13 protein-coding genes and 1 other RNA gene are annotated in these 21,492 nt (G+C 69.8%); 4 read left to right on the top strand and 10 right to left on the bottom strand.

Annotated elements, in window-relative coordinates; all coding sequences use genetic code 11:
• The first annotated feature begins 511 nt into the window (after window positions 1-511).
• Window positions 512-1,732, top strand: coding sequence for an FxsB family cyclophane-forming radical SAM/SPASM peptide maturase (locus tag SM611_RS12840; protein ID WP_371949720.1), 1,221 nt, complete (start codon window positions 512-514; stop codon window positions 1,730-1,732).
• Window positions 1,733-1,751: 19 nt separating this feature from the next.
• Here the strand turns inward: SM611_RS12840 and fxsT (SM611_RS12835) are convergent, their stop codons facing one another.
• The 5 genes from fxsT (SM611_RS12835) to SM611_RS12815 form a co-directional block, all read right to left on the bottom strand.
• Window positions 1,752-5,918 (bottom strand): FxSxx-COOH system tetratricopeptide repeat protein, encoded by a 4,167-nt coding sequence (gene fxsT, locus SM611_RS12835; protein ID WP_371949719.1) that lies wholly within the window; start codon window positions 5,916-5,918, stop codon window positions 1,752-1,754.
• Complete coding sequence (locus tag SM611_RS12830) at window positions 5,915-6,937, bottom strand: AAA family ATPase (protein ID WP_371949718.1); 1,023 nt, start codon at window positions 6,935-6,937, stop codon at window positions 5,915-5,917. The genes fxsT (SM611_RS12835) and SM611_RS12830 overlap by 4 nt, the downstream gene beginning before the upstream one ends.
• Window positions 6,938-6,962: 25 nt before the next feature.
• The gene (locus SM611_RS12825; protein WP_371949717.1) at window positions 6,963-8,441 is read right to left on the bottom strand and encodes a VMAP-C domain-containing protein; all 1,479 of its coding nucleotides are present in this window, start codon (window positions 8,439-8,441) and stop codon (window positions 6,963-6,965) included.
• A 199-nt stretch (window positions 8,442-8,640) separates the two neighbouring features.
• Window positions 8,641-10,071, bottom strand: coding sequence for an MFS transporter (locus tag SM611_RS12820; protein WP_371949716.1), 1,431 nt, complete (start codon window positions 10,069-10,071; stop codon window positions 8,641-8,643).
• A 387-nt stretch (window positions 10,072-10,458) separates the two neighbouring features.
• Window positions 10,459-12,162, bottom strand: a complete 1,704-nt coding sequence (locus SM611_RS12815) for an nSTAND1 domain-containing NTPase (protein ID WP_371949715.1) — start codon at window positions 12,160-12,162, stop codon at window positions 10,459-10,461.
• Between the two features lie 634 nt (window positions 12,163-12,796).
• Here SM611_RS12815 and fxsT (SM611_RS12810) point away from each other — a divergent pair.
• On the top strand, window positions 12,797-15,316 hold the full coding sequence (fxsT, locus tag SM611_RS12810) for an FxSxx-COOH system tetratricopeptide repeat protein (RefSeq protein ID WP_371949714.1): 2,520 nt from the start codon (window positions 12,797-12,799) through the stop codon (window positions 15,314-15,316).
• 6 nt (window positions 15,317-15,322) lie between these two features.
• Here the strand turns inward: fxsT (SM611_RS12810) and SM611_RS12805 are convergent, their stop codons facing one another.
• Both SM611_RS12805 and SM611_RS12800 read right to left on the bottom strand, forming a co-directional pair.
• Window positions 15,323-16,579 (bottom strand): FxsB family cyclophane-forming radical SAM/SPASM peptide maturase, encoded by a 1,257-nt coding sequence (locus SM611_RS12805; RefSeq protein ID WP_371949713.1) that lies wholly within the window; start codon window positions 16,577-16,579, stop codon window positions 15,323-15,325.
• 36 nt (window positions 16,580-16,615) lie between these two features.
• A complete protein-coding gene (locus SM611_RS12800) occupies window positions 16,616-17,146 on the bottom strand; it encodes a GNAT family N-acetyltransferase (protein WP_371949712.1) in 531 nt (176 codons plus the stop codon).
• Between the two features lie 630 nt (window positions 17,147-17,776).
• Here SM611_RS12800 and SM611_RS12795 point away from each other — a divergent pair.
• A complete protein-coding gene (locus SM611_RS12795) occupies window positions 17,777-18,676 on the top strand; it encodes a phosphatase PAP2 family protein (protein ID WP_371949711.1) in 900 nt (299 codons plus the stop codon).
• Between the two features lie 174 nt (window positions 18,677-18,850).
• Here SM611_RS12795 and SM611_RS12790 read toward each other — a convergent pair whose 3' ends face one another.
• Entirely contained in the window at window positions 18,851-19,732 is an 882-nt protein-coding gene (locus tag SM611_RS12790) for an alpha/beta hydrolase (protein WP_371949710.1), read from the bottom strand.
• Window positions 19,729-20,580, bottom strand: coding sequence for an MBL fold metallo-hydrolase (locus SM611_RS12785; protein ID WP_371949709.1), 852 nt, complete (start codon window positions 20,578-20,580; stop codon window positions 19,729-19,731). Before SM611_RS12785 ends, SM611_RS12790 begins: the two co-directional genes overlap by 4 nt.
• 74 nt (window positions 20,581-20,654) lie before the next feature.
• Between SM611_RS12785 and SM611_RS12780 the strand changes: the two genes are divergently transcribed.
• Window positions 20,655-20,981, top strand: coding sequence for a winged helix-turn-helix transcriptional regulator (locus SM611_RS12780; protein ID WP_371949708.1), 327 nt, complete (start codon window positions 20,655-20,657; stop codon window positions 20,979-20,981).
• 133 nt (window positions 20,982-21,114) lie between these two features.
• Here the strand turns inward: SM611_RS12780 and ssrA are convergent.
• Window positions 21,115-21,487: a transfer-messenger RNA gene (gene ssrA / locus SM611_RS12775) on the bottom strand.
• Between the last annotated feature and the right edge of the window lie 5 nt (window positions 21,488-21,492).

Genomic DNA, 21,492 nt, shown 5'->3' with positions numbered 1-21,492 from the left:
GTCCGCCGCCGATGAAGCCCCACCTGACACAGCGTGGCAAAAATTCTGGCGGGTCCGCCGAGATCCGCACGCGAGGGAGCACCGGGCCCATAAGATCGTCGCGTCGCGACTAGGCTGATGCCCCTGAGCCCGCAGAGGGAGCGCGACGCATTTCCGATCAACGGGACAAGAGGGGGAGACGGCCGTGCCGGACACTCATGGCAGCACAACAGAGCCCAGCGGCCTCGCTGGCTCCTGGCCCTCGTCCCCTCCTTCCAGGGATGTGCGCGCCGAATCGCCGCGTGTCACGGGTCGGTTCGATAACAACCTGCAGCCTCCGTGGCGGGAAGGCGAAGGAGGCGCAGGAACAGTTCTGGCGGACGCCCTACTCCGTGCCGAGAAAGAGCTCCACGGCCCACTGAGGGGCGCAGCTCAGTTCGACATCCGCCTGCAGCGTTGATTTTCGCGCACAACTGCCCGGCGTAGCGACGACACTTTCCCCGACCTTCCGGACGAGAAAAGAGCGACGTCCATGCCCGGGGCCGAATACACCGAATGGCCGTTTCACGGTCTCGATATCGCCGCGTTGAGGGCGAGCGGATGGCTTCCGCTGGCGTTCTCGGAGTTCATAGTCAAAATCCACGGACGCTGCAATCTGGCGTGCGACTACTGCTATGTCTACGAGGGTGCCGACCAATCGTGGCGGGCACGGCCGAGCGCCATGGCGCCCGAGGTGCTCGCCGCCACGGTGGAGAGGATCGCCGAGCACGTCCGCGACCACTCGCTCACCGACGTGGCGATCGTTCTCCATGGAGGCGAGCCGCTCCTGGCGGGGACGGCGGCCATCGCGAGAGCCGTCACGAAGTTCCGCACGAGCCTGCCGTCCTCCTGTGACGTCGAGGTCAGCGCCCAGACGAACGGGGTGCTGCTCACCGAGTCGATGCTGGCCATGCTCGACGAGCACGATGTGGGGATATCGGTCAGCCTCGACGGTGACCGCGAGGGGCACGACCGGCACCGGCGCCGCGCCAACGGGCGCGGCAGCCACGCCGAGGTCATGCGCGGGCTGAACCGCCTCGCGGGCGAGCATCGAAGGCTCTACCGGGGCCTGCTCTGCACGGTCGACCTCGACAACGACCCGGTCCGGACGTACGAGGCCCTCCTGGAGACGGGCCCGCCGCGCGTCGACTTCCTGCTGCCGCACGGAACCTGGACGACCCCGCCGCCACGCCGCCCCGTGGACGGCGGCGGCACTCCCTATGCCGACTGGCTCATCGCGGTTTTCGACCGCTGGTACCACGCGCCGCGCAAGGAGACCGGCGTCCGGATGTTCGAAGAGATCATGAACGTGCTGCTCGGCGGGCAGAGCCGGAGCGAGAGCGTGGGACTTTCGCCCGTCGCCATGCTCGTCATCGACACCGACGGGACGCTCCAGCAGGTCGACTCGCTGAAGGTCTCGTACGCGGGCGCGCCCGAGACCGGCCTCACCGTGTTCGATCATCGCTTCGACGAGGCGCTGTGGCATCCGGGCGTGGTCGCGCGGCAGATCGGGTCCGCAGCACTGGCGCCCTCCTGCGGGACGTGTGCCGTGCGCGACGTCTGCGGCGGCGGCGCCTACGCGCACCGCTACCGGGAGGGCCAGGGCTACCTCAACCCGTCGGTCTACTGCCCCGACCTGATGAGGCTGATCGGCCACATCGGGCGGACCGTCCAGCGCGACCTCGTCCTCGCCCAGTCGGCGCCGGGCGGCTGACGCCGCCGGAACGCCCGGCTTACAGCGCGGTGGGTTCGATATCGCATTCGAGCATTTCGCCGCGCTCGGCAGCGCGTACCTGCGGGTGGTCCCGGCCGAGCGTCCGCGCCAGCGCGGTGAGAGCGGGCGCGGTGTCCGGCGCGTCACCGCCCATGGCGAGGCGCGCACGCCCGAGGTTCAACGTGACGGCGAGCGAGTAGGGGTGCCGCTCGCCGAGCGCAGCGAGCATCTTGCCCCGCACGTCGGACAGCAGGAGGACCGCGGCCTCCAGTTCGCCCAGCAGGTAGTAGTCGTTGGCCAGCCCCACCGTGGCGCACAGCGCGTAGTAATGGTCCGGCCCGAGGGTTCCGGTTTCGAGGCTGGACAGCGCCGCCTGGTCGGCTTCCTGCGCCGCATACACCTCTGCCAGCCGCCGCAGCACCACCGCCCTGTCGATGGCGCAGACGTGCACGTAGGGGTGCTCCTCCCCCATCGATCTGCGGTAGCGGTCCAGCGCCTCGTCGATGAGCAGCAGCGCCTCGTCGGGCCGCCCGATCGCGCTGGTGGCGAGCGCCAGGCAGACCCTGCTGGCCAGCGTGTTCGGATGGTACTCACCGAACCGGCGGACGTGGGCGGCGAACGTCTCGGTGGCCAGGCGGTACGCCTCATGAAACCGCCCGAGCTTGCGGAGCGTGCCCGCGTGGCTCATCTTCGCCTGCAGGACGAGCGAATGCCCGGGGCCGAGGACCGGCCGCAGGTGGGCCAGGCTTTCCGCCTGCATGTCGCAGGCCTGCTCGTAACGCCCGAGTTCGTGCAGGTCGCGCGCGAGATGATGAGTGGTCCGGAACCACTGCCGGTACGCCTGGCCGGGGCCGTTCTGCCTGCGCCAGACCTCCAGGTCGATGTTGTACGCCTCCTGGAACTCCCCCAGGATCCGCAGGTCGACGGCGAGGTTGGTCGCGGCGAGCTGGGTGTCGGACGCGTCCTCCCCGTACAGGTGGCGCATCCGCCCCGAGGCGTCGAGGTCGACCTCGTAGGCTCTGCGAAAATCGCCGCGGAAGCGCAGATCCGCACTGAATCCGCCGGCGGCGAAAAGGGTCTGCATATGATCGGCGCCGAATTTCCTGCGCGTCCGGTTGAGGTTCTCCTCGCTGAGCTCGGCGGCCGCCCTGTTGTCGCCCAGACCGCGCAGGGCATTCGCCAGGACGCGAGAAATGTCCAGTACCGCGTCGTCGTCGGGGCCGTACCGCTCCAGCCACCCGTCAAGGGCGATTTCCGCCAGCCGCCGGCTGCCCTCGAAGTCCCCCGACTTGTAGAGGAACAGCGCTTGGTCGATGCCCACGGAACGGATGTCGAGGCCCTCCGCGTCGAAGACTCCGGACCGGACGACATGCGGGGTGATCTCGGATCGGAGCTCCCAGGTCGATTCCGCTCCGGGTTCCTCTTCCGGCGTCGCCGCGGCGAACATCGCGTGGACGTGTTCCTGGACCCGGTGCCGCCCGTCCGCACCGAGCCGGTCGTTGAGGATCGCCCGGACGAGGCGGTGGATCTGGAGCGCCGCAGACTCCTCGTCGAAGCGGGCGAGGGAGAACCGCGCGATCGCGCGCATCGCGTCCCGCAACCGCGTCTCGTCGGCGAGCAACCCCGCCAGCTCGGCAGGCAGCACGGCCGACCCTCCGGCGGCCAGCAACCTGCAGGACACCGGCTCGGGGCCGAAGACCGCCCACAGTTCCAGCAGCGCCCAGGCGACCGGATCCCGCTCCTGGAGCAGATCGAGGTTCAGGCTCACCCCGGCCGCCAGCGGCGCCGGGAAGTCCTCGCCGGACGAAGCGGCCGAGGCGATATCGGTCAGGCGCCGGTCGAACAGTCCCAGGTAGTCCTCGACGGAGCCGTCGGTGACGGCCTGCCACGCCGCGGCCTGGTGAACCGCCAGCGGAAGGTCGCCCACACGTTCGGAGAGCAGGTCGGCCTCCGCCTCCGACAGGCGCGGCACCAGACGGCACAGCAGCGCGATGCTCTCCGGCCGTTCGAAGACGCCGACGTTCACCACGGACGCATGCCGCTCCCAGCCCCGGTCGCGCGACGTCACCAGGACGTGGCGGCCGGGTCCGAGCCCCGTGCCGGACCCCTCGGGCGACGTCGGGGTCAGGGGAACGATCTGGTCGGGATCCTGCGCGTTGTCGTAGATCAGCAGCCAGCGGCGGTACAGCCGGCCGGCGCGCAGCGCGCGCAGAACCCCGTCGACGGTCTCCTTGATGTCGTCGCTCATCGGCGTGCCGAGCTGGCGGGCCAGCAGGGCGAGCGCGGCACGCGCGGACGTCGTCTGCTCGGCCGGGATCCACCACACCAGGTCGTAGTCGTCGGCGTGGCGGTAGGCGTACTCCACCGCGAGGTTGGACTTGCCCTCCCCTCCCATGCCGAACTCCGAGTGCGGCAGGAGCGCCGCCGTGCCGTCGCGCAACGCCGTCCGCACCCCGGCGAGGAGCCGGTCACGCCCGACGAAGTCCGGGTTGCGGCCCGGAAGGCGTAGCCGGGGCGCCGGCGCGGGCTCGTCGTTCGCGAACGCCTCCGGCGGCGCTGCGGGCGCCGTCCCGGCGCCGGAGTCCATGATGTCCGTGTCCGGGGGCGCCTCCGCGGGCAGACCGCTCGTCAGCTGCTTCGCCAGTTGGCGGTACGACCCGCCGAGACCCACCAGCGCCTGCGCCGCCACCTGCGCGAACGGCAGTTCTGGAGGCAGCGGCGCCTCTCCCCGGCGGAGCGCGGCGATGAGCGCGGGGAAGTCCATGGACGAGCCGATCCGGTCGCGGACGACGTCCCACACGGCGCGCAGCACCTGCTGCACCTCGCGTCTGCGCAGCCCCTGCAGCAGGATCTCCCGGACCCCGTCGTGGAACTCGTACGCGATCTCCTCCTCGCCGCCGTCCGACGGGCGGCCGACCATGCGCAGCAGGCCGCTGAGGAAGACCTCGGCCAGGTCGGCCGACGTGGAGGTCGGGAGCATCGCCCGCTGGACGAGGCGCATCACCGGCAGGCGCAACGGCGCCGCCGCGAGGAACGTGGCGAGCTTGAACGCCGCCGGCGACGACGCGGCCCGGAACTGCTTGACCCGCATCTCCGCCGACATGGTGTCCGTCTCGGCGGGCGGGGGCTCCGTCGTCGGGCGGCCGGTGAACAGGGCGGCTCCCATGACGTTCCGGCCGCCGCGCGCCACCATGTCGGCCCACGACCGCAGCCAGCGCTCGCTCAGCTCGACCACCGGGATCGCGATGCCGTGCGGCCGGTCGCCCGGCAGCAGCGGCGCCGCCCGCGTCACGGTGAGCCGTTCGTTGACCGCCGCCGGACCGGGCGCGCCGAACCGCACCGGCTCGATCGCCGCCGCGGTCCGCCACCACAGCCGCTGCGGCAGCGGCTGGACGATCGCGACGGTGCCGGCGCGGCCCCACCGGTCGAGCAGCGCGGCGGACCGGCCGTCCTGCCAGGCCGGGCCGATGCAGTCGCTGACGACCATGATGAGGCGCCGGTGCGCCGGGTCGACCAGCTCGTCCGGATCCCGTTCGGCGCCGGCGCCGAACGCCGAGCCGGTGCGCAGCGACAGCCGGGGGGCGCCGCTGTCGAAGTACCACGTCCGCATGTCGCGGAACGCGCCCAGCTGCTGCAGCAGGAGCCGCAGCTCGTCGACCGTCTGCCGCCACACCACCATCGACGCGCCGACGTCCACGACCAGGGCCAGATCGTGCCGCCGCTCCTGCGCCGGCACCATGACGGTCTCGAACACCCCCGTCTCGGCGATGCGCTGGGCGGTCGCGGTCTCGTCGAGGTGCCTGCGGGTCGGCGACGGCACGGTCGTGCGCAGCGGACGCAGCGCGCGGGACAGCGCCAGCGGCCGCGAGATGGCCGGCATGGCGGGCATCCGCACGGGGAACGCGACGGCCGGCACGTCCTGCCCCGTCAGGTACAGGCCCGCCTCCACCGGCCGCGGCGGCGGGGGCTCGCGATCGGGGACGGCGGGACGCTCCGGCGGCGGGACCGGGGGCGGCGCCGGGCCGGGAGACCCGCCCCCGTCCGGCATGCCGGAATCGTCCGTCGCCAGATGGGTCGATCCCTCATGCGTCCGTAACCAGGCGGCGAGCCACAGCGCGTCCGCCGCCTCCTCTGCCGTGGGCTGCGGGTCGAGCGCCCGCAGCGCCTCGACGAGCCGCCCGATCATCCCGCGCCGGGCCGCTCGATCGGGCGGAGCACCGTGTCGAGGATGTCCCGCAGCTTGGCCTCGGGCGGCCTGCTCCCGGACGTCGCGAGGTAGACGGCGTTGAGGAGCTGGTCGGTGGCGAGCGTCCCGTCGGCGCGGCGGGCGAGGAAGTCCTCGATGAGCCCGTCGCTCACCGCGCGGGCGTCCGGACCGAGATGCGCCTCGATGATCTTCGCGAGCCGGTCCCGGTCCGGCGGCTCGATCACCAGCCGGACGCACCGGCGCAGGAACGCGGGCGGGAACTCGCGCTCCCCGTTGCTGGTGATGATGACGATGGGGAAGTTCCCGCACCGCACCTCACCGCGGTCGATCGGCACGCGCGGTCCGGCGTCGGCGGTCATCACATGGATGCGGGACTGCTCCTCGGGCAGCCGCTGCAGCTCCAGGATGGTGAAGCGGCCCTCCTCGAAGACGTTGAGCAGGTCGTTCGGTAGGTCGATGTTGCTCTTGTCCAGCTCGTCGATGAGCAGGACTCGGGGCAGATCGCCGGGCAGCAGCGCGGTGCCGAGCGGACCGAGCCGGATATAGCGGCCGATGTCCGGCGGCTCGCCCGTGTCGGCCCGGCCGCCCGCACCGCGCAGGCTGGTCTCGTGCAGCCGGCCGATCGCGTCGTAGTCGTAAAGACCGGTCTGCAGTGTCGTGTTGCTCGTGATCGGCCAGTACAGGACGGAGCCGAGCCCGAGCTCGTAGGCGACGTTGTAGGCCAGCGTGGATTTGCCCGATCCCGGCTTGCCCGTCACCAGCAGCGGGCGGCGCAGCAGGATCGCCGCGTTGACCCGGTCGACCGCCGACTCGTCCGGCCGGTAGGAGACCGCCTGCTGCAGGTCCCGCGCGAGGCGTCCCTCGGCCGCGTCGGCCGGGCTGAACCTGCGCCACGGCGGGGGCGGCGGGAGCCGCCGCACCCGTTCATGCGGACTGCTGTCGCCCCGGTAGATGCGCCAGTCGCCGTCGAGGCCACTGATCTCTGGTTCTGTCGTCATGGGACGGCCTTCCGGGGATGGGGGGCTATGCGGGTGGCCGGAGCCGGACGTACGGCTCCGGGATGCGATCGGCATCATCGAACAGGAGCGTCAGATTCAGCCCGAGATGGCCGGATCCGGAACCTGCGAGTCCGCCCGACAGGGCTTGGCGGCGGAGGTCCATCGCGCGGCGCGGCAGCTTCATCACGTCGGCGGCCAGCAGCCCCTTGACCTCCCTGGCGAACTGGGCGGGGTCGCGGCCGTCCCGGCACCACGCGACGACGGGGACGCCGGCGACCAGCCCGACCCAGTGCTCGTCCGGCTCGTCGTCGGCACGGCTCCACGGCGGGAACGCCAGCGCGAGGACCGCCGTGGACGTCCCGGAGAGCTTGGAGTAGAGCTCCTCTTTGTCGTATTCGCCGGGCTGACCGAGCAGGCAGACCGGGGCGTCGACCGAATGGCCGGACAGCCAGTCCCACTTGTGCCGCCACTCGTGGTGGAGCGCCGCCATGCGCATCCGGTCGAGGCTGCGCACGATCACCGGGTACCGGATGCCGATGCGGTGCTCGAACCCGGCGATGTTGATCATGGCCTGCTCGACCGGCTCGTCCAGCAGGGCGCGCGGCAGGAGGAACTCGATCGTGAGATCGGGGCTGGGCCGTCCGATCACGGAGCTCTCCGAGGTGAGCAGCCGCTCCAGCAGCTCGGGGATCCGGCTGAGCGGCAGCGGCTCGTCGCCGCACCGCAGCGTGCTGCCGGGCTCACGGCCCACCTGGAGCCACGCGGTGACCAGGTAGCGGTCGGCCTCCAGCGCGTCCGGCGCGCACTCGATGATCAGATAGTTCTCGGCGGGCTCCGGCTCGGCCCGCGGCACCTCCGGGAACCGGCCCCGCCCCACGACCGCGCCGTTGAGGCCCTGCGCCTCCACCTGGCGGCGCACCCAGTCGCGGAACGGCGTCGCGGTCGGATACCCGGCGTACTCCGCCAGATCGCTCACGAACAGCAGCAGCGGCGGCGCGCCGTCCCGCCCGGCCGGCATCTCCTCCAGGAGCGCGACGACGTCGTGCAGGCTGCGGACCTCCCGGTCGAGCTGCGGCCAGGCCGGCCCGACCGCACGCCGGTAGAGCATCGGAAACCTGCCGAGATGCGACAGGCTCGGGTCCGCCCGCTCCAGCGAAGTGATCAACTCATGCAGCTCGCGCCGCTCGGCCTGATCGAGCCACGGTTCGGGCAGCAGCTCGGCGACGAGCTCGCCCAGCGCCCGCACCGGCAGGCTGCTCGGATAGAACGTCCTGAGAATCCGCACAAGGGCATGCGCCGCGCCCGGATAGTTGAGCAGCGCGTCGACCAGCGCCCACACGTCGAGCATTTCCTTGTCGTGACGCGCATAGTCCAGCCGATGCCCGAGATCCCGCTCCAGCGCCTGCACATGGACCGCGCGCTCCCGCTGGACGCTCATCGCGTCGATACGACGGATCGCCTCAACGAGCCGATGCTGATCATCGACGTTCAGCGACGTGACCAATCGCTCCGCCTCCGCCCCGCCCGCGTGTGCGACGGAGGGCCGCCCGCCGGCCAATCAGTGGGCGCCCCAGACCGAGCGCCACACTATGACGCACGAGCCGCCGGATTCTGCGTCCTGAGACACACTCTGAACAGGATCTCGCGACCGGCCCCCGGCAACAACCCGCCGCCGAGCCCGACCAACCGCCTCCGGCGGGCGCCTAGTAGTTCACCGGAGCCTTGGCCTGGGTCTCCACTTCCCCGAGCGGTCTGGGATCATCGTCCCGCGCAGTCCTGACCGCCGTTCTCAGTGCCGCCACGGTCGCCCTATTCCAGGGGACATGGATGAGAGAGCCGCGCAAGGCACCGAAATGAAGGGCCATGAGCATCACCGGAATCGCGCAGAACATCCCGCTGACGAGAAGCCCGGTCCCATGAACGCCGAGCAGCCGGATGATCCAGCCGCCGCTGAGGGCGCCGAGCGCCACCGCACCGACGCTCAAGAAACGAGAAAGACCGATGATCCTGCCGAACTGGCCGTTAGGGAAGGCCACGGCCTGGTGAGTCCTGAGCGCCACGTTGATGTACACACCGACCACACTGCACAGTCCCCACATGGACAGCCCGACCACAGGATTCTGCGGGAGGGTGGACACGGCCACCAGGGGGATCCAGGCCACCACGCCCACCAGTACCGACACGGCGGAAGGCGACGTGCGGCGGATGAGCCAGGGGGAGACCACCGCGCCGACGACTCCTCCGATACCCGAGCAGGAAAGCAGCAGGCCGACCTGGTAACTAGGGATACCCTGCCGTTCGGCCAGATAGATCTGCAGTAGCACGATGACCTGGAAAAGAAAGTTCGCCAGTACGCAGACCGCGAGCACCGCGCGCGTGAAGGAATCGCGGGCGAGCAGCCTCAGCACGTCTTTGAGCGTCGGGACGTGCGGAGGCGGCTCACTGCCGGCGGCGACCGGCGGCCCCTCGTCGGCTTCGGCGGCCGGCACGACGAGCCCGCGGTCATCCGTCGCCATCCGGCGTCCGCACAGGCGGTGCAGTGCGGCCACCCAGAACGCACGAAGTCTTCGGCGCCTCCGCAGTTCAATGAGCATTAATCCGAAAATCGGGAACAGTGAGGTGCACGCTGCGACGATCCAGGGCGCCAATGCGTTGACCGTGAGCAACGCACCGCCCAATGGACGGCCGAGGAGCATCGAAGCGTTGAGTTTCGCCTCATTGCTGCCGATCGCGGCCTTCAACGACCTCGGCGAGACGAGGTTCGGAACCGTGGCGATCTCCGCCACCTCATAGAAGACCGTACAAGAGGCATCGACAAGTGCCATCACGATGAGGACGGCGGCCGAGTCGCACCACGCCAAAGATAAGCAGGTGACGATCGCGAAGACCACCCGCACCGCCTGGCTCCACCACATCACCCGGCGGCGATCGAATCGATCGACCAGCAGGCCCGCCGGAACCTGCAGCAGGAGTTCCGGGAGTACGCTGGCGGCGGTGACGCATCCGGCCAATACCGGGGACCCGGTGAGCGAGAGGGCCAGCAGCGGACCGGCGGCGGCCACGCTCATCGAACCGAGCTGCGAAACCGCCGATGCGCCGGAGATAATAGCAAAGTTCCAACGCCGCTTCGACACGTTCCGCAATGACCGGCGCCGCGGACCGACCGGTCTCGTGTCGAGCCTCGATGGAACTGTGGGCACCGATTGCACTCCTTAGCGCATTAGCGCACACACGAATCCGGCGCCCAAATAGTAGTCAAACAGACATCGACCTCATCCGGGAGACAAGGCCCCAAACCAGACAAGCATGCGCCTTGATATCATCAGCGTCAGGCTATCGCGCGAAATTTATATCATCTCCCATGTTTCTCTAAGGAGAAAGCACTGGAATGGCGTGTTCAGTATGATCCGGCTGGGCCTCGCCTGTTCGGCTTCACGCCCTCGGCCGGTAGGCGGACACGATCACCGATGACGGCGCGGACAGCAGGTTGGATCCGCTGGGGGGCGCTTCGGCCCAGTGCGTCAACCGATGCCGGTCATGGCGCGCGTGGCGCGAAGGGCTTCGCGGTTCTCCCTGTCGCGGCCGAGTACGCCTTCGAGCACCGCGCGAGCCGCGCGCTTCCGCCCGGACTGGAAGAGCGCCCGTCCGAGTGCGGTCTGCACCGACAACTCGTGGGGCAGCCTGCTCGCCGCGGCCTGCAGATGCCGCACTGCCTCGGCGGGGTCGCTCGGCAGCAGTATGCGTCCGATTCCGGCCAGCTGCCAGCCCACCGCGGCGTTGTCCGGGACGGCCTCAAAGATCTCCGCGGCCTCTTGATACCGCCCGAGCGCCGTCTCGGTGTACCCCTCTTCCCAGGCGATGTCGCCGAGGAACGTCCTCGCGTCGGCGACAAGCCGGAGATCGCCTTCGCCGCAGGCCCGGATGGTCGCCTCGGCATGCCGCCGCGCCAGTTCGGGGTCGCCCGCCGACAAGGCCCGGTGCGCCTGCCGCAGGCGAGCCTGAGGCCCCGGCCGGTGGATGGGGACCGCTCCCTCGGCGAGCTCGCGGATCGGATCCATCAGCCGGGGATGTAGCAACTCGAAGTACCGGCCCTTGTCGTGGACCCTGGCCCGGACGAGGTGGCAGTCCTGCGCGGCGTCCACGACCGCCTTGGGCACGTCCTTGTAGAGGCGCTGCTCGGGGATACCGGCGCGGCCCTGCGGCCCGCCGAACGCTGAACGGAACCCGGACAGCACCGTTTCGTAGCGGAGACTCTGGTCGGCGACGATCGTCGCCAGACTGCTCGCACAGAAGTCCGCCAGCACGCGGTTCACCTCGGCGCACAGGTGTTCCGCGGCGATCTCGGTGTCGGCGGACAGTTCCTCCCAGAGGCGTGCACACACGATTTGAAGCATGGCCGGCTCTATTCGGGCGATTCGCTGGACGCGGCCCGCTGAACGCACCGTCCGCAACTCCCGCACGAGGGCTCTCGCGACGGCCTGGCGCGACGTTCCGGCGCCTTCGAGAGGCGCGGCGATGGCCTGGTGCGCCGCCTCCGGCGTCAGCGGTCCCAGGCGATGGACGGCGGGGCCGGCCTGCCCCAGCCGACCGGCGAGGTCCACGGCCTCGTCGACCGCGTCCTCACGCACGACGAGCAGCAGATGCAGGTCGGGTATCTCCTTCATCGCCGTCGCCAGTTCGTCCAGGAAGTCGCGGCGGTCCTGTTCGTGCCGTTGAGACGTGCGCAGCAGCCCCTCTGCCCCGTCGATCGCCCCGAGCACCGGAAGCCGGTGGCCCAGCCGGTCGCTCCGGCGGTGCTTCCGCAAGAAGGCGCCGGCCGTGATCTCAGAGATGTGCACCGGTGACGCGCGGGTGTACCACGAGGCCAGCACGGCGAGGCGGAAGACGTTGTGCTCGGGCAGCGCCGCCAGTGGGAAGGACGGCCGGTGCGAGATGTCCGCCGCGGGCAGCACATGGGCGCCCTCGGCCTTCAGCGCCGGGATGACGCCCGCGCACAGCAAGGACGTCTTGCCGACACCGGCTCCACCATGGAGAACGGTGAACCGGCTCTCCGTCCACAACTCGGCGACCCGGCGCTCCTCCGCCGCCCTTCCGTGAAAGATCGGTGCGTCCTGTTCGCCGAACGCGCTTTCGCCCACGAAGGGACGCCGTCCGTCCGGAGGAGCTAGCGCGGTCATCATTCCGCCCCCAGTGAGCGGGTATCCGCTGGAGATCTTCAGCGGCATCGGGTCTACGATGCCCGAGTCTCCCGAGACTAACGCATCGCCATTTCCCAACGGTAACGATCCCGGACGCCCCGCCTGCCGGAACGGCCGTCCGGAGCGATGTCCGCCACTCCCGGCCGCTCAGGCGCACGAATCAGCGCTGCGGCTCCTCAGCCGCAAGTCCCCATGTCGCCCTGTTGTCGAATTTGGCACCGATGCAACCTGTCCTGCGCAACTCCTTCGCCACCCGGGTAATCCCTGGACCGGTACGGGATCCGGAGAGGGCGGGAACGTCGTCGCTCAGGGGGCGGAAGGGACGCTGGACGCCGGTGGTGGCCTGCGACATCTATCTCTCCTCTGCGCCGGTGGCGCGGGGCACGTCCACATGAGCACCCGCGGACACTACGGCAGGGCCGACTGCCGCCATGATCTCAGGAATTCCGCCCCGGCGCCATAGACCAATCCTCATGCGGCCACCATATGGACGCCGGGAAACAAAGATACAGACATCCGAAAACCGATACCGGAACAGCGTGTCACGTGACACAGTGTGGAACGATCAGCCTCATTACACTATCTTCGTTGAACGTAATTACTTGACCAGGTCGTGATGCACGATGCCCGGCGGGGCACCGGCATGGCGCAGGGGGATCGAGTGAGCAATTCACAGCCCGAGCCGTTGTCCAGGATTCCCCAGGTCTGGGGCAAGATCCCTCCCCGGAACAAGAACTTCACCGGTCGCGCGGATCTGCTCGCACGGTTACGCGAGGGCATGGGCGGCCGGGTCACGGCGGTGCTGCCGCACGCGTTGCACGGGCTCGGCGGCGTGGGAAAGACCCACATGGCGGTGGAGTACGCCCACCGCTACCAGTCCGACTACGACCTGGTCTGGTGGATCCCGGCGGACCAGCCCGTCCTGGTGCGGTCCTCGCTCGCGAGCCTGGCGCCGCGCCTCGGTCTTCCGTCGGCGTCGGTGAGCGGCGTCGAGGAGGCGGCCAACGCCGTGCTGGAAGCGCTGCGCCGGGGGGAGCCCTACCGCGACTGGCTGCTGATCTTCGATAACGCCGACGAGCCCGAGGAATTGTCCGACATCCTGCCGCAGGGTCCCGGGCACGTGCTGATCACGTCTCGCAACCATCGCTGGGCGGGCGTCGTCGACGCCGTTCCGATCGATGTCTTCACCCGCCGGGAAAGCGTGGAATTCCTTACCAGGCGGGTGCCGAGGGCCATCACCCCCGAAGACGCGGACCGGCTCGCCGAGGAACTCGGGGACCTCCCGCTCGCCTTGGAGCAGGCCGGCGCGCTCCAGGCCGAGACGGGAATCGCGGTATCGGAGTACCTGCGGCTCCTGACGCAGCAGACGAGCCACTTGCTGTCGCAGGGGAAGCCGAGCGAGTATCCCGCGTCGATGACGGCCGCCTGGGCGCTCTCGGTCGCCAGCCTGGAGGAGAAACTGCCCGAAGCCCTGGATCTTCTGCGCTACTGCGCGTTCTTCGGTCCCGAGCCCATTCCCAGAGACGCTTTCAGCAGGGTCGTCCCCGGACTGAGCAAGCAACTGTCCGACCTCATCGCCGACCCGATCCGGCTCGGCCGGGCCATCGGCGAACTCGGACGGTTCGCCCTCGCCCGGCTGGACATCCCGGCCCGGACTTTGCAGGTGCACCGGCTCATCCAGGCCCTCGTCCGCGACGAACTGCAGGAATCGGAGCAGGAGCGGCTCCGCCACGAAGTGCACCTGCTGCTGGCCAACTACACCCCGCAGACTCCCGGCGACGCGAGCAATTGGGACATCTATCTCAACGCTCTCGGGCACCTCGGGCCGGCCGGAGTGGCGAAGTGCCAGGCACCCGTGGTGCGCGAACTGGCGCTCAATATGATCAGCTTTCTCTACGCCTCGTCCGACTACCTCTCGGCCCAGACCTTCGTGCAGTCGTTCATCGAGGAGTGGTCCTCGACCTCCGGAGCCGATCAAGACGACGTCCTGACGCTGAAGGTGGAGCTGGGCAACCTCCTGCGCGAACTCGGGCAGTACGACGAGGCGGCCGACCACGACCTGGAGACCCATCAGGCCGCTGAGAAGGCGCTGGGGCGCGACCACGACACGACGCTTCGCGCGCTGCGCGGACGGGCGGCGGACCTCCGGGCGAGCGGCGACTTCCAGCAGGCGCACGAGCTCGACGAGGAGACGCTGCGGCGGTTCGAGTCGAAGTTCGGAAAGCATCACTGGAACACCTGGCGCGCCGTCAACAGCGTGGCGCTCGACCACGGGCTCAAGAGCGACTACGTGAACGCCCGGACGCTTCTCGAAGGCGTGATCCGCGGGATCCGCGCGAGCGACTCGCCGCCCGACCCCGCCTCGTACCTCAACATCTACACCGGGCTGGCGAGGGCGGTGCGGCTCAGCGGCGACTTCTCCGAGGCCTGCGACCTCGGCGAGGACGCCTACGCCTACGGCGTCGAGCGCCTCGGCCCCGAGCACGCGTGGACGCTGCGGACGGGCAAGGACCTGTCCATCGCGTGGCGCAGGGCGGGCGACTACGACCGCGCTCTCGAACTCGCCGACGAGATCCACCAGCGCTACGTGCGGACCTTCGGGCTCGAACACCCCGACACGCTGGCGGCCGCGACCTGCCTGGCGAACATCCGGCGGACGATCGGCCAGTTCCAGGAGGCGCTGGTGCTGGCGGACGACACCGTCCGCCGCTATCCGCGCGTCTACACCAGGGAGCACCCGTACTTCCACGCCTGCGCGGGGAACCTGGCCCTCCTGCGGCGGATCACCGGGGACCCGGAGGTCGCCAGGAAGATAGACGAGGACGCGCTGGCGGGCCTGGAACTGAAGCTGGGCCGCAACCACCACTACTCCCTCACCGTCGCCATCAACCTGGCCAGCGACCTGGCCGACGTCGGCGAGGTGGAGGCGGCGTACCGGCTCTGCTCCGGCACCCTGCGGCGGCTCCGCGCGCTGCTGGGCGACGACCACCCGACGTCGCTGTCGGCCGCCGCGAACACGGTCGCGCACCTGCGTGCCCTCGGCCGGGACGAGGAGGCGGCGGAGCTGTCCGTCGGCATCGAGGAGGGCTACCGCCGCACCCTGACGCTGGATCATCCCGACGCCCAGGTCTTCCTGGAGGGACGCCGGCTGGACGCCGACTTCGACCCGCCGCCGATCTGACGGGCCTCAGCCGACCGTCGCCGCCCGCTCGGCCGCGAGGTCGCGGCTGAGCACGTCCCGGATGTGGCTGATCAGCTTGAACAGGTCGTGGCAGTAGACGGACGGGTTGCGGAACCCGGTTCCCGACCGGTACCGGTGCGGGTAGAGGCCGCCGCCGCACACCTCCTGCGCGGGGCAGGCCAGGCACTGCGCCGACAGCGCCCGCCGGCCGATCTGCCGCGCGGCGACGGACGGGAGCGACAGCACGGTGTCGAACGTGTCGCGCGATACGTGCAGCCGTGTCCCCGCCGCCCCCTCGTAGGCGGACTTCAGCGTGTCGACCTGTTCGATCTCACCGTTCGTCTCGACCACGACCACGGCCACCGGGGACAGTCCTATGGCCTCGCTGGCCGACATCCGCCCGAACAGCAGCCTGATGATCTCGCTGAACAGCCGGATGCGCACGTCAGCGGCCTCGACGGCGTACCAGCGGTCGAAGATGGCGATGAGCCAGTCGCCGTAGGGCGTCGACTCGTCCGGCGGACGTCCCGGTGGCGGTTCGTCCCAGTTTCCGTGCGGCAGCAGGAAGTCCATCTCCGGCGGCGCCAGGGCCAGGAGCGACTCATAGGTGACGATCGGGTCGTTGCGCAGTTCGATCGTGCTCAGCAGGCCGCCGAACAGGTGCCGGTACCGCGGGTCGGTGAGCCGTTCCAGCCCGGCCCGGACCGCCGCGTAGCTGCCGCGGCCGTCGGCGCGCCGCCGGTGCCGGTCGTGGCCGTCCTCGTCACCGTCCACGCTGACGCCCACCGCGACGCCGTACTCGGCGAACAGGTCCAGGAACAAGGTGTCGAGCAGGACGCCGTTGGTCTGGACGCTGAAACCGACGCGGACGTCGGGCTCACACGCGGCGAGGATGATCTCGATCGCACGCCGCAGGTGCTCGGGACCCGCCAGCAGCGGCTCCCCGCCGTGCAGGACGACCTGGACCTCGGATAACAGGTTCAGCCGGGCATGTTCCGCGATGCGCTGCGCCGTCCATTCGAGGACCTGCCGGGACATCCGCCGCGGCTGCCTCCGCCATCCCTGGTCGGCCATCTCGTACATGTAGCAGTAGTCGCACGCGAGGTTGCAGCGGCTGTGCACCTTGAGGATGAAGTCGCCGATCGGGGTGGGCCGCCACCCGCTCTCCAGGAGGGCGCGCACGTCCAGGTCGTCCGGCCACTCCGTGCCGGGCTCGCCGCTGCGGACGACCACCTGCCGACCTCCTGCCGAGATCAACGACACGGAGCTATTTTGCGGCAGTATGTCTAGTTTGCAAGATCAATAAACATGATCGGCGGTACGGGCCCAGCGCTCGTGGTCCCGCCACACCCCGTCGATCCTGATGAACCCCGGCGAGAACCCCTCCTTGCGGAACCCGAGCCGCTGCACCAGCCGGAGGGACGCGGAGTTCTCCGGCTGGATGTCCGCCTCCACCCGATGGAGGCGCAGTTCCTCGAAGGCATACGTGACCGCCAGCCCGACCCCTTCGTTCACGTACCCCCGTCCCGCATAAGGCAGGAAGGCCGCGTACCCGAGCGTGCCGCGCTGGTAGCAGCCGCGGACGATGCCGTTGATGTTGACGGTCCCGACGATGTCTCCGCCCTCGCGCAGGCAGATCACCATCCCGACCGCGTCGCCCTCGTCGAACCGCGCAAGATACGTCGCGAACTGTTCAGCCGACTCGGGCAGAGCGACCCATGGCCGGTGGAAAGCGGAACTGGCGCGCGCCAGCTTGACGAACCGCGCTTCGTCGTCCCGCCGGACCTGCCGGACCATCACGCGGGCGCCCACCGCCAACTCCACACTCACCCGCGAAATCTAGCCTCCCCGAAACCGGGCGGTCAGGCGGGACCCCGCTCACGCCGCTCTCAGTTCGCCTCTGCGGTCGCCGCGGCCCCGCAGAGCTTCCGCCGCCATGAGAAGGGAGTCAGCCCAGCAGAATGGCTCACAGAGTCGTCCGGAGTTGATGAGCGCCGCCACTCCGGGCCCCGGATCGCATACCCGGCTGACGCGCACACCTATGGAGAGTCGGAGCGGCGGGACGGCTCGGCGGCGTATTCTCCGATCTGTCGTACGCCGTTTGTCCCCTATAAGCCTGAGGACTCATGCGTTCCCGACTCAGGACGCAGGGACGGGGCGCGGACGGCGACCACCGCCAGGTACGAAGACGGCTCGCCGGTAATGGCGGGCCGCCTCCTGTTGAGAGGACTGCATGGACGAGCGTCTCCGATCACCTGTTCAGGCCGGGCCCCCGCACCGCGGTGCTCTCCCCGGGGTGGACGCGCGGCGGCGCCGCGCGGGAGGCGGTGATCAGCCCCCGGTGCGCACCGGAGGGCGGGCGGCGTATACGGTCGGCCGTTGAGCGGATCGCGCAGGTCTCGTCGTGGCCGTTCGGAGCAAGAAAGAGGCTGAACCGTCCGCGCCCAAATCATGCGCCCCGTGGGGCGACGCACCGGTCGTGACACCGGTGCTCCTCGGCTGCGCCGGAAGCGGCCATGGCTGGTGGGCGAACTGGCGATCGTCTTCGTCCTGCTCGAGGTCTACGGCTATGTCCGGAAGATGGCCCACACCCGGTACGAGGCGGCGCTCTCCCACGGCCGGGAGATCCTGGCCATCGAGGACCACCTCGCCCTGGACTTCGAAGTCGACGCCAACCGCTGGCTGCACGAGCACCATGATCTGGCGCAAGTGGCCGTCTGGCTCTACCAGCACATGCACACCGGCCTCACCATGTGGGTCCTGCTGGCCTGCTACCTCTTCGGCCCGGACATCTACCGGCCCGCGCGCAACGCCCTCGTCCTGACGAACCTGGTCGGGCTCCTGGTGTTCTTCGTCCTGCCGGTGATGCCGCCGCGCCTGCTTCCGCACAGGGGGTACATCGACTCGGTGGCCCATGCCGGATTCGGCACCACCCACAGCCCCCCGGTGCCCGCCGACCAGTACGCCGCCATGCCGTCCCTGCACATGGCATGGGCGCTGTGGGTGGCGCTGGTGATCATGACGATGCTGCACCGCTACCGCGTGCGGTGGGTCTTCCTCCTGCATCCGATCACCACCGCGGTCGTCGTGGTCGTGACGGCCAACCACTACGTCCTGGACGTGGTGGCCGGGGTCGCCGTGGCCATGGCGACGGTGCTGGGGACCGGCCTGGTCTGGGCCCGCAGCGGAACTGCGTACGCCGGCGGCCAACTCGTCGCCCGCAAGCGGTCCGCCCCGGGCTCGGCGAGCGCGGCCCTGGACGCCGAAGCCGTAGAGGACGACCGGGCCCCGCTCGTTCCAGACGCCAACGCCCCCGCCGCCCCCGAACCAGCGGACAGCCACGCGAAGAGTTCCCAGTAGACAGCGCCCCGCGCCCCAAGTGGGCGCACACGAGAAGCCGCCGGCCAGAACTCGTCTGACCGGCGGCTTCTTCGCCGGTGGAGGTGGTCGCGTCCAGCGTCCGGGACGCTCTTACCGACACCGTCTGGCGAGGCCAGGATTCATGACAGTCCGCGCGTACCGGACTTCGCCCCGTCAGGGTGCGAGGTGGCGGTGAAGGAAGTCGGCGGTCGCCTGAGCGGCTTCGGTGACGTGCGGTTCCACGTCATAGAGGTCGATGTGCCGGTCGGCGTCCAGCCAGAGGATCTCCTTGTCCCCCGGCTTGCGTTCGTAGAACTCTCGAGCCAGTTCGGGCGAGCAGTAGGCGTCGGTCTTTCCGTGGACGATGAGGAGCGGAGTGACGGCCAGGAGATCGGCCGCGCCGAGGGCGTCGAAGGTCATCAGGGAGTGGAGCGATCCTCTCGTGACTTCGTTGCGCCAGTGGGGCGAGGCAGACCGGGCGGTGCCGTAATAGGCGTACGGCTCGTCGCCCGCCATCGCCGCCTCGGCGCCGTCGGGCGCCACGGCGGGAATGTACTCCTCGTACCGGTCCAGGAAGCCGCCGAGTGCGGACCGGTAGGCGTCGACGCCCATCGTCTGGACGATCCGGGCCGGGCTGTTGTAGGCGCCCGCGATGCCTGCCACCGCCTTGACCCGAGGGTCCGTTGCGGCGGCTCGTACCGCGTAACCGCCGCCGAGGCAGACGCCGACCACGCCGATCTGGGCCGAGTTCACCTCGGATCGACCGGCCAGCACGCCGACGGCGGCCCTCAGATCGGCCAGTTTCCCTTGGCCGTCCTCATGCTGGCGTCGTCCGCCGCTTTCCCCGAAACCACGGTGGTCGAAGGTGAGCGCGACCAGCCCGGCCTGAGCGAGTCGTTCGGCGTAGGTGCCGACGACCTGGTCTTTCACCCCGGTGAACGGACCGGTGAACGCGACGGCGGGTCGCGCACCGTCCGCGTTCGGAAGCCGGAGCTCGCCCACCAGTTCGACGCCATCGCTGCCGAAGGTGATCAGCTCGGTCCTGACCGTGGTCATGAGCCCTCCCGGGCGTTGAAGGACGAAGAGGCGGCGAGCTCGGCGGCAACGGCGTCCGCGCCCAAGGCGACCAGCCACCCGAGCGGCGCCCCCGGCAGGAAACGAGTCATGGTCTGCGTCAGCTCCAGCTTCTGCGCCTCGCTCAGACTCGGCGCGCCCGCGGCCACGCGCCCCACCGCCTCCCGGTACATCAGCAGGTACTGCCGCTGCCGGGTCAGAAGGCCCGTGTCGCCGGGAGCGCCGTGTCCCGGGTACAGCGGCGCCCCGGCCAGCTCGTCCACCAGCCGATCGAGCACGTCCAGCCACGCGCCGGAATGCCCGTCCGCCGTGTAGGAGTGCACACCGTCGAAGGCCAGGTCGCCGATGAAGGCGTGCCGCTTCTCGCCCGCCTCGACGAGAAGGTAGGAGTCGGCGTGACTTTCAGCGGCGCCGAGGTCGTGCACTCGGATCCGCAGCCCGGCGACCTCCACGGCTCCGCCGCCCTCCAGCGGCCGATCCGGCACGCGGAACCGGTCCGGCCACTCCGCGCCGTAGGTGGGCTCCCACTGCTCGCGCTTGGCGACCGCGGTCCGCTCGATCGTCTTGGCGACCAGCGCCGTCGCGTAGACCGGCACATCGTCGCCGGCCACGTACGGCAGCCCGTTGTAGTGGTCCGGGTGGGGGTGCGTCACGAACGCCGCGAGCAGTGGCTTGCGCAGCGCCCCGAGCCGCTCGGCCAGCGCCCGCGCGTCCGACACCAGCAGCCCGGCATCGACGAGCACCACGCCGTCCGCCGTCTCGAGCAGGTAGCTGTTGACGAAGATCCCGGGCTCTGCCGCCGTGTAAGTGTGGACTCTAAGCTCTGTCATGACCGGGACACTAGGCACCCGCATCCCGGAGCGGCCAGAAGGCACTTTGAAGTGCCCTTCCGGAGGAGAACCCCATGGCACTGGTGATACCCGACGTCCTGGAAGAAAGCTGCGCGACCCGGCAGGCGCTGGAGCGAATGGCCGCCAAGTGGCGGGTACTGCTGATCTACGCGCTGCTCGCGGGACCGCAGCGGCACGCCGAGCTGCGCCGCAGGCTGCCCGGCATCACCCAAAAGGTGCTGACCGAGACCTTGAGGGGCATGGAAAGCGACGGGCTGGTCGAACGACGGGTACTCAAGGAGACCGCCCCACAGCATGTCGAGTACACCCTGACCGCACTCGGCAAAACGCTGCAGGAGCCGCTGTCCGCCATCTGCGCCTGGGCACTGGAGCACCCCTAGTGCCTCGCACAACCGCGACATCCGTCAACCGGCCGAAGGAGCGGCGCCGGCCATGGGCGGTACCAGGCGAGCGAACAGACAAACAGGCACGGCCCGACCGGAGGAGGTCCGGTCGGGCCGTGTCTGTCATGACAAGTGGAGGTGGCGGGAATCGAACCCGCGTCCTTCGGTGATGGGCTAGGGCTTCTCCGGGTGCAGCCTGCTTGGCGTTTTCTCAGTCCCGGCGCTCACGCAGGCGTGTCGCCGACGGGCTCAGTCGCTGTTGGTTTTCCCTACCGGCCCCGCGACCGGACTGGTAGGTGGAGTCTCCTTACGATGCCAGACCCCGGTTCGGAGACGCTACCGGGCTGACAGAGTTCGCTCCTCGCTCAGGCGGCGAGGGCGAACTCGGACTGCTTCTTGTTGGCAGTTATTGGTTTGCTGTCACAGGATTAACGAGGTCACGACAGCAACCCTCGACCCGCTTCCCCTGGCTCGAACGACCGAAGTCGAAGCCGGTCACCCCCATGTT

This window comes from Actinomadura monticuli (assembly GCF_041463655.1).
Taxonomy (GTDB): Bacteria; Actinomycetota; Actinomycetes; order Streptosporangiales; family Streptosporangiaceae; genus Spirillospora; species Spirillospora monticuli.
Note: the sequence above shows the minus strand (reverse complement) of the source record. Positions and strands in the feature narration are given on the sequence as shown.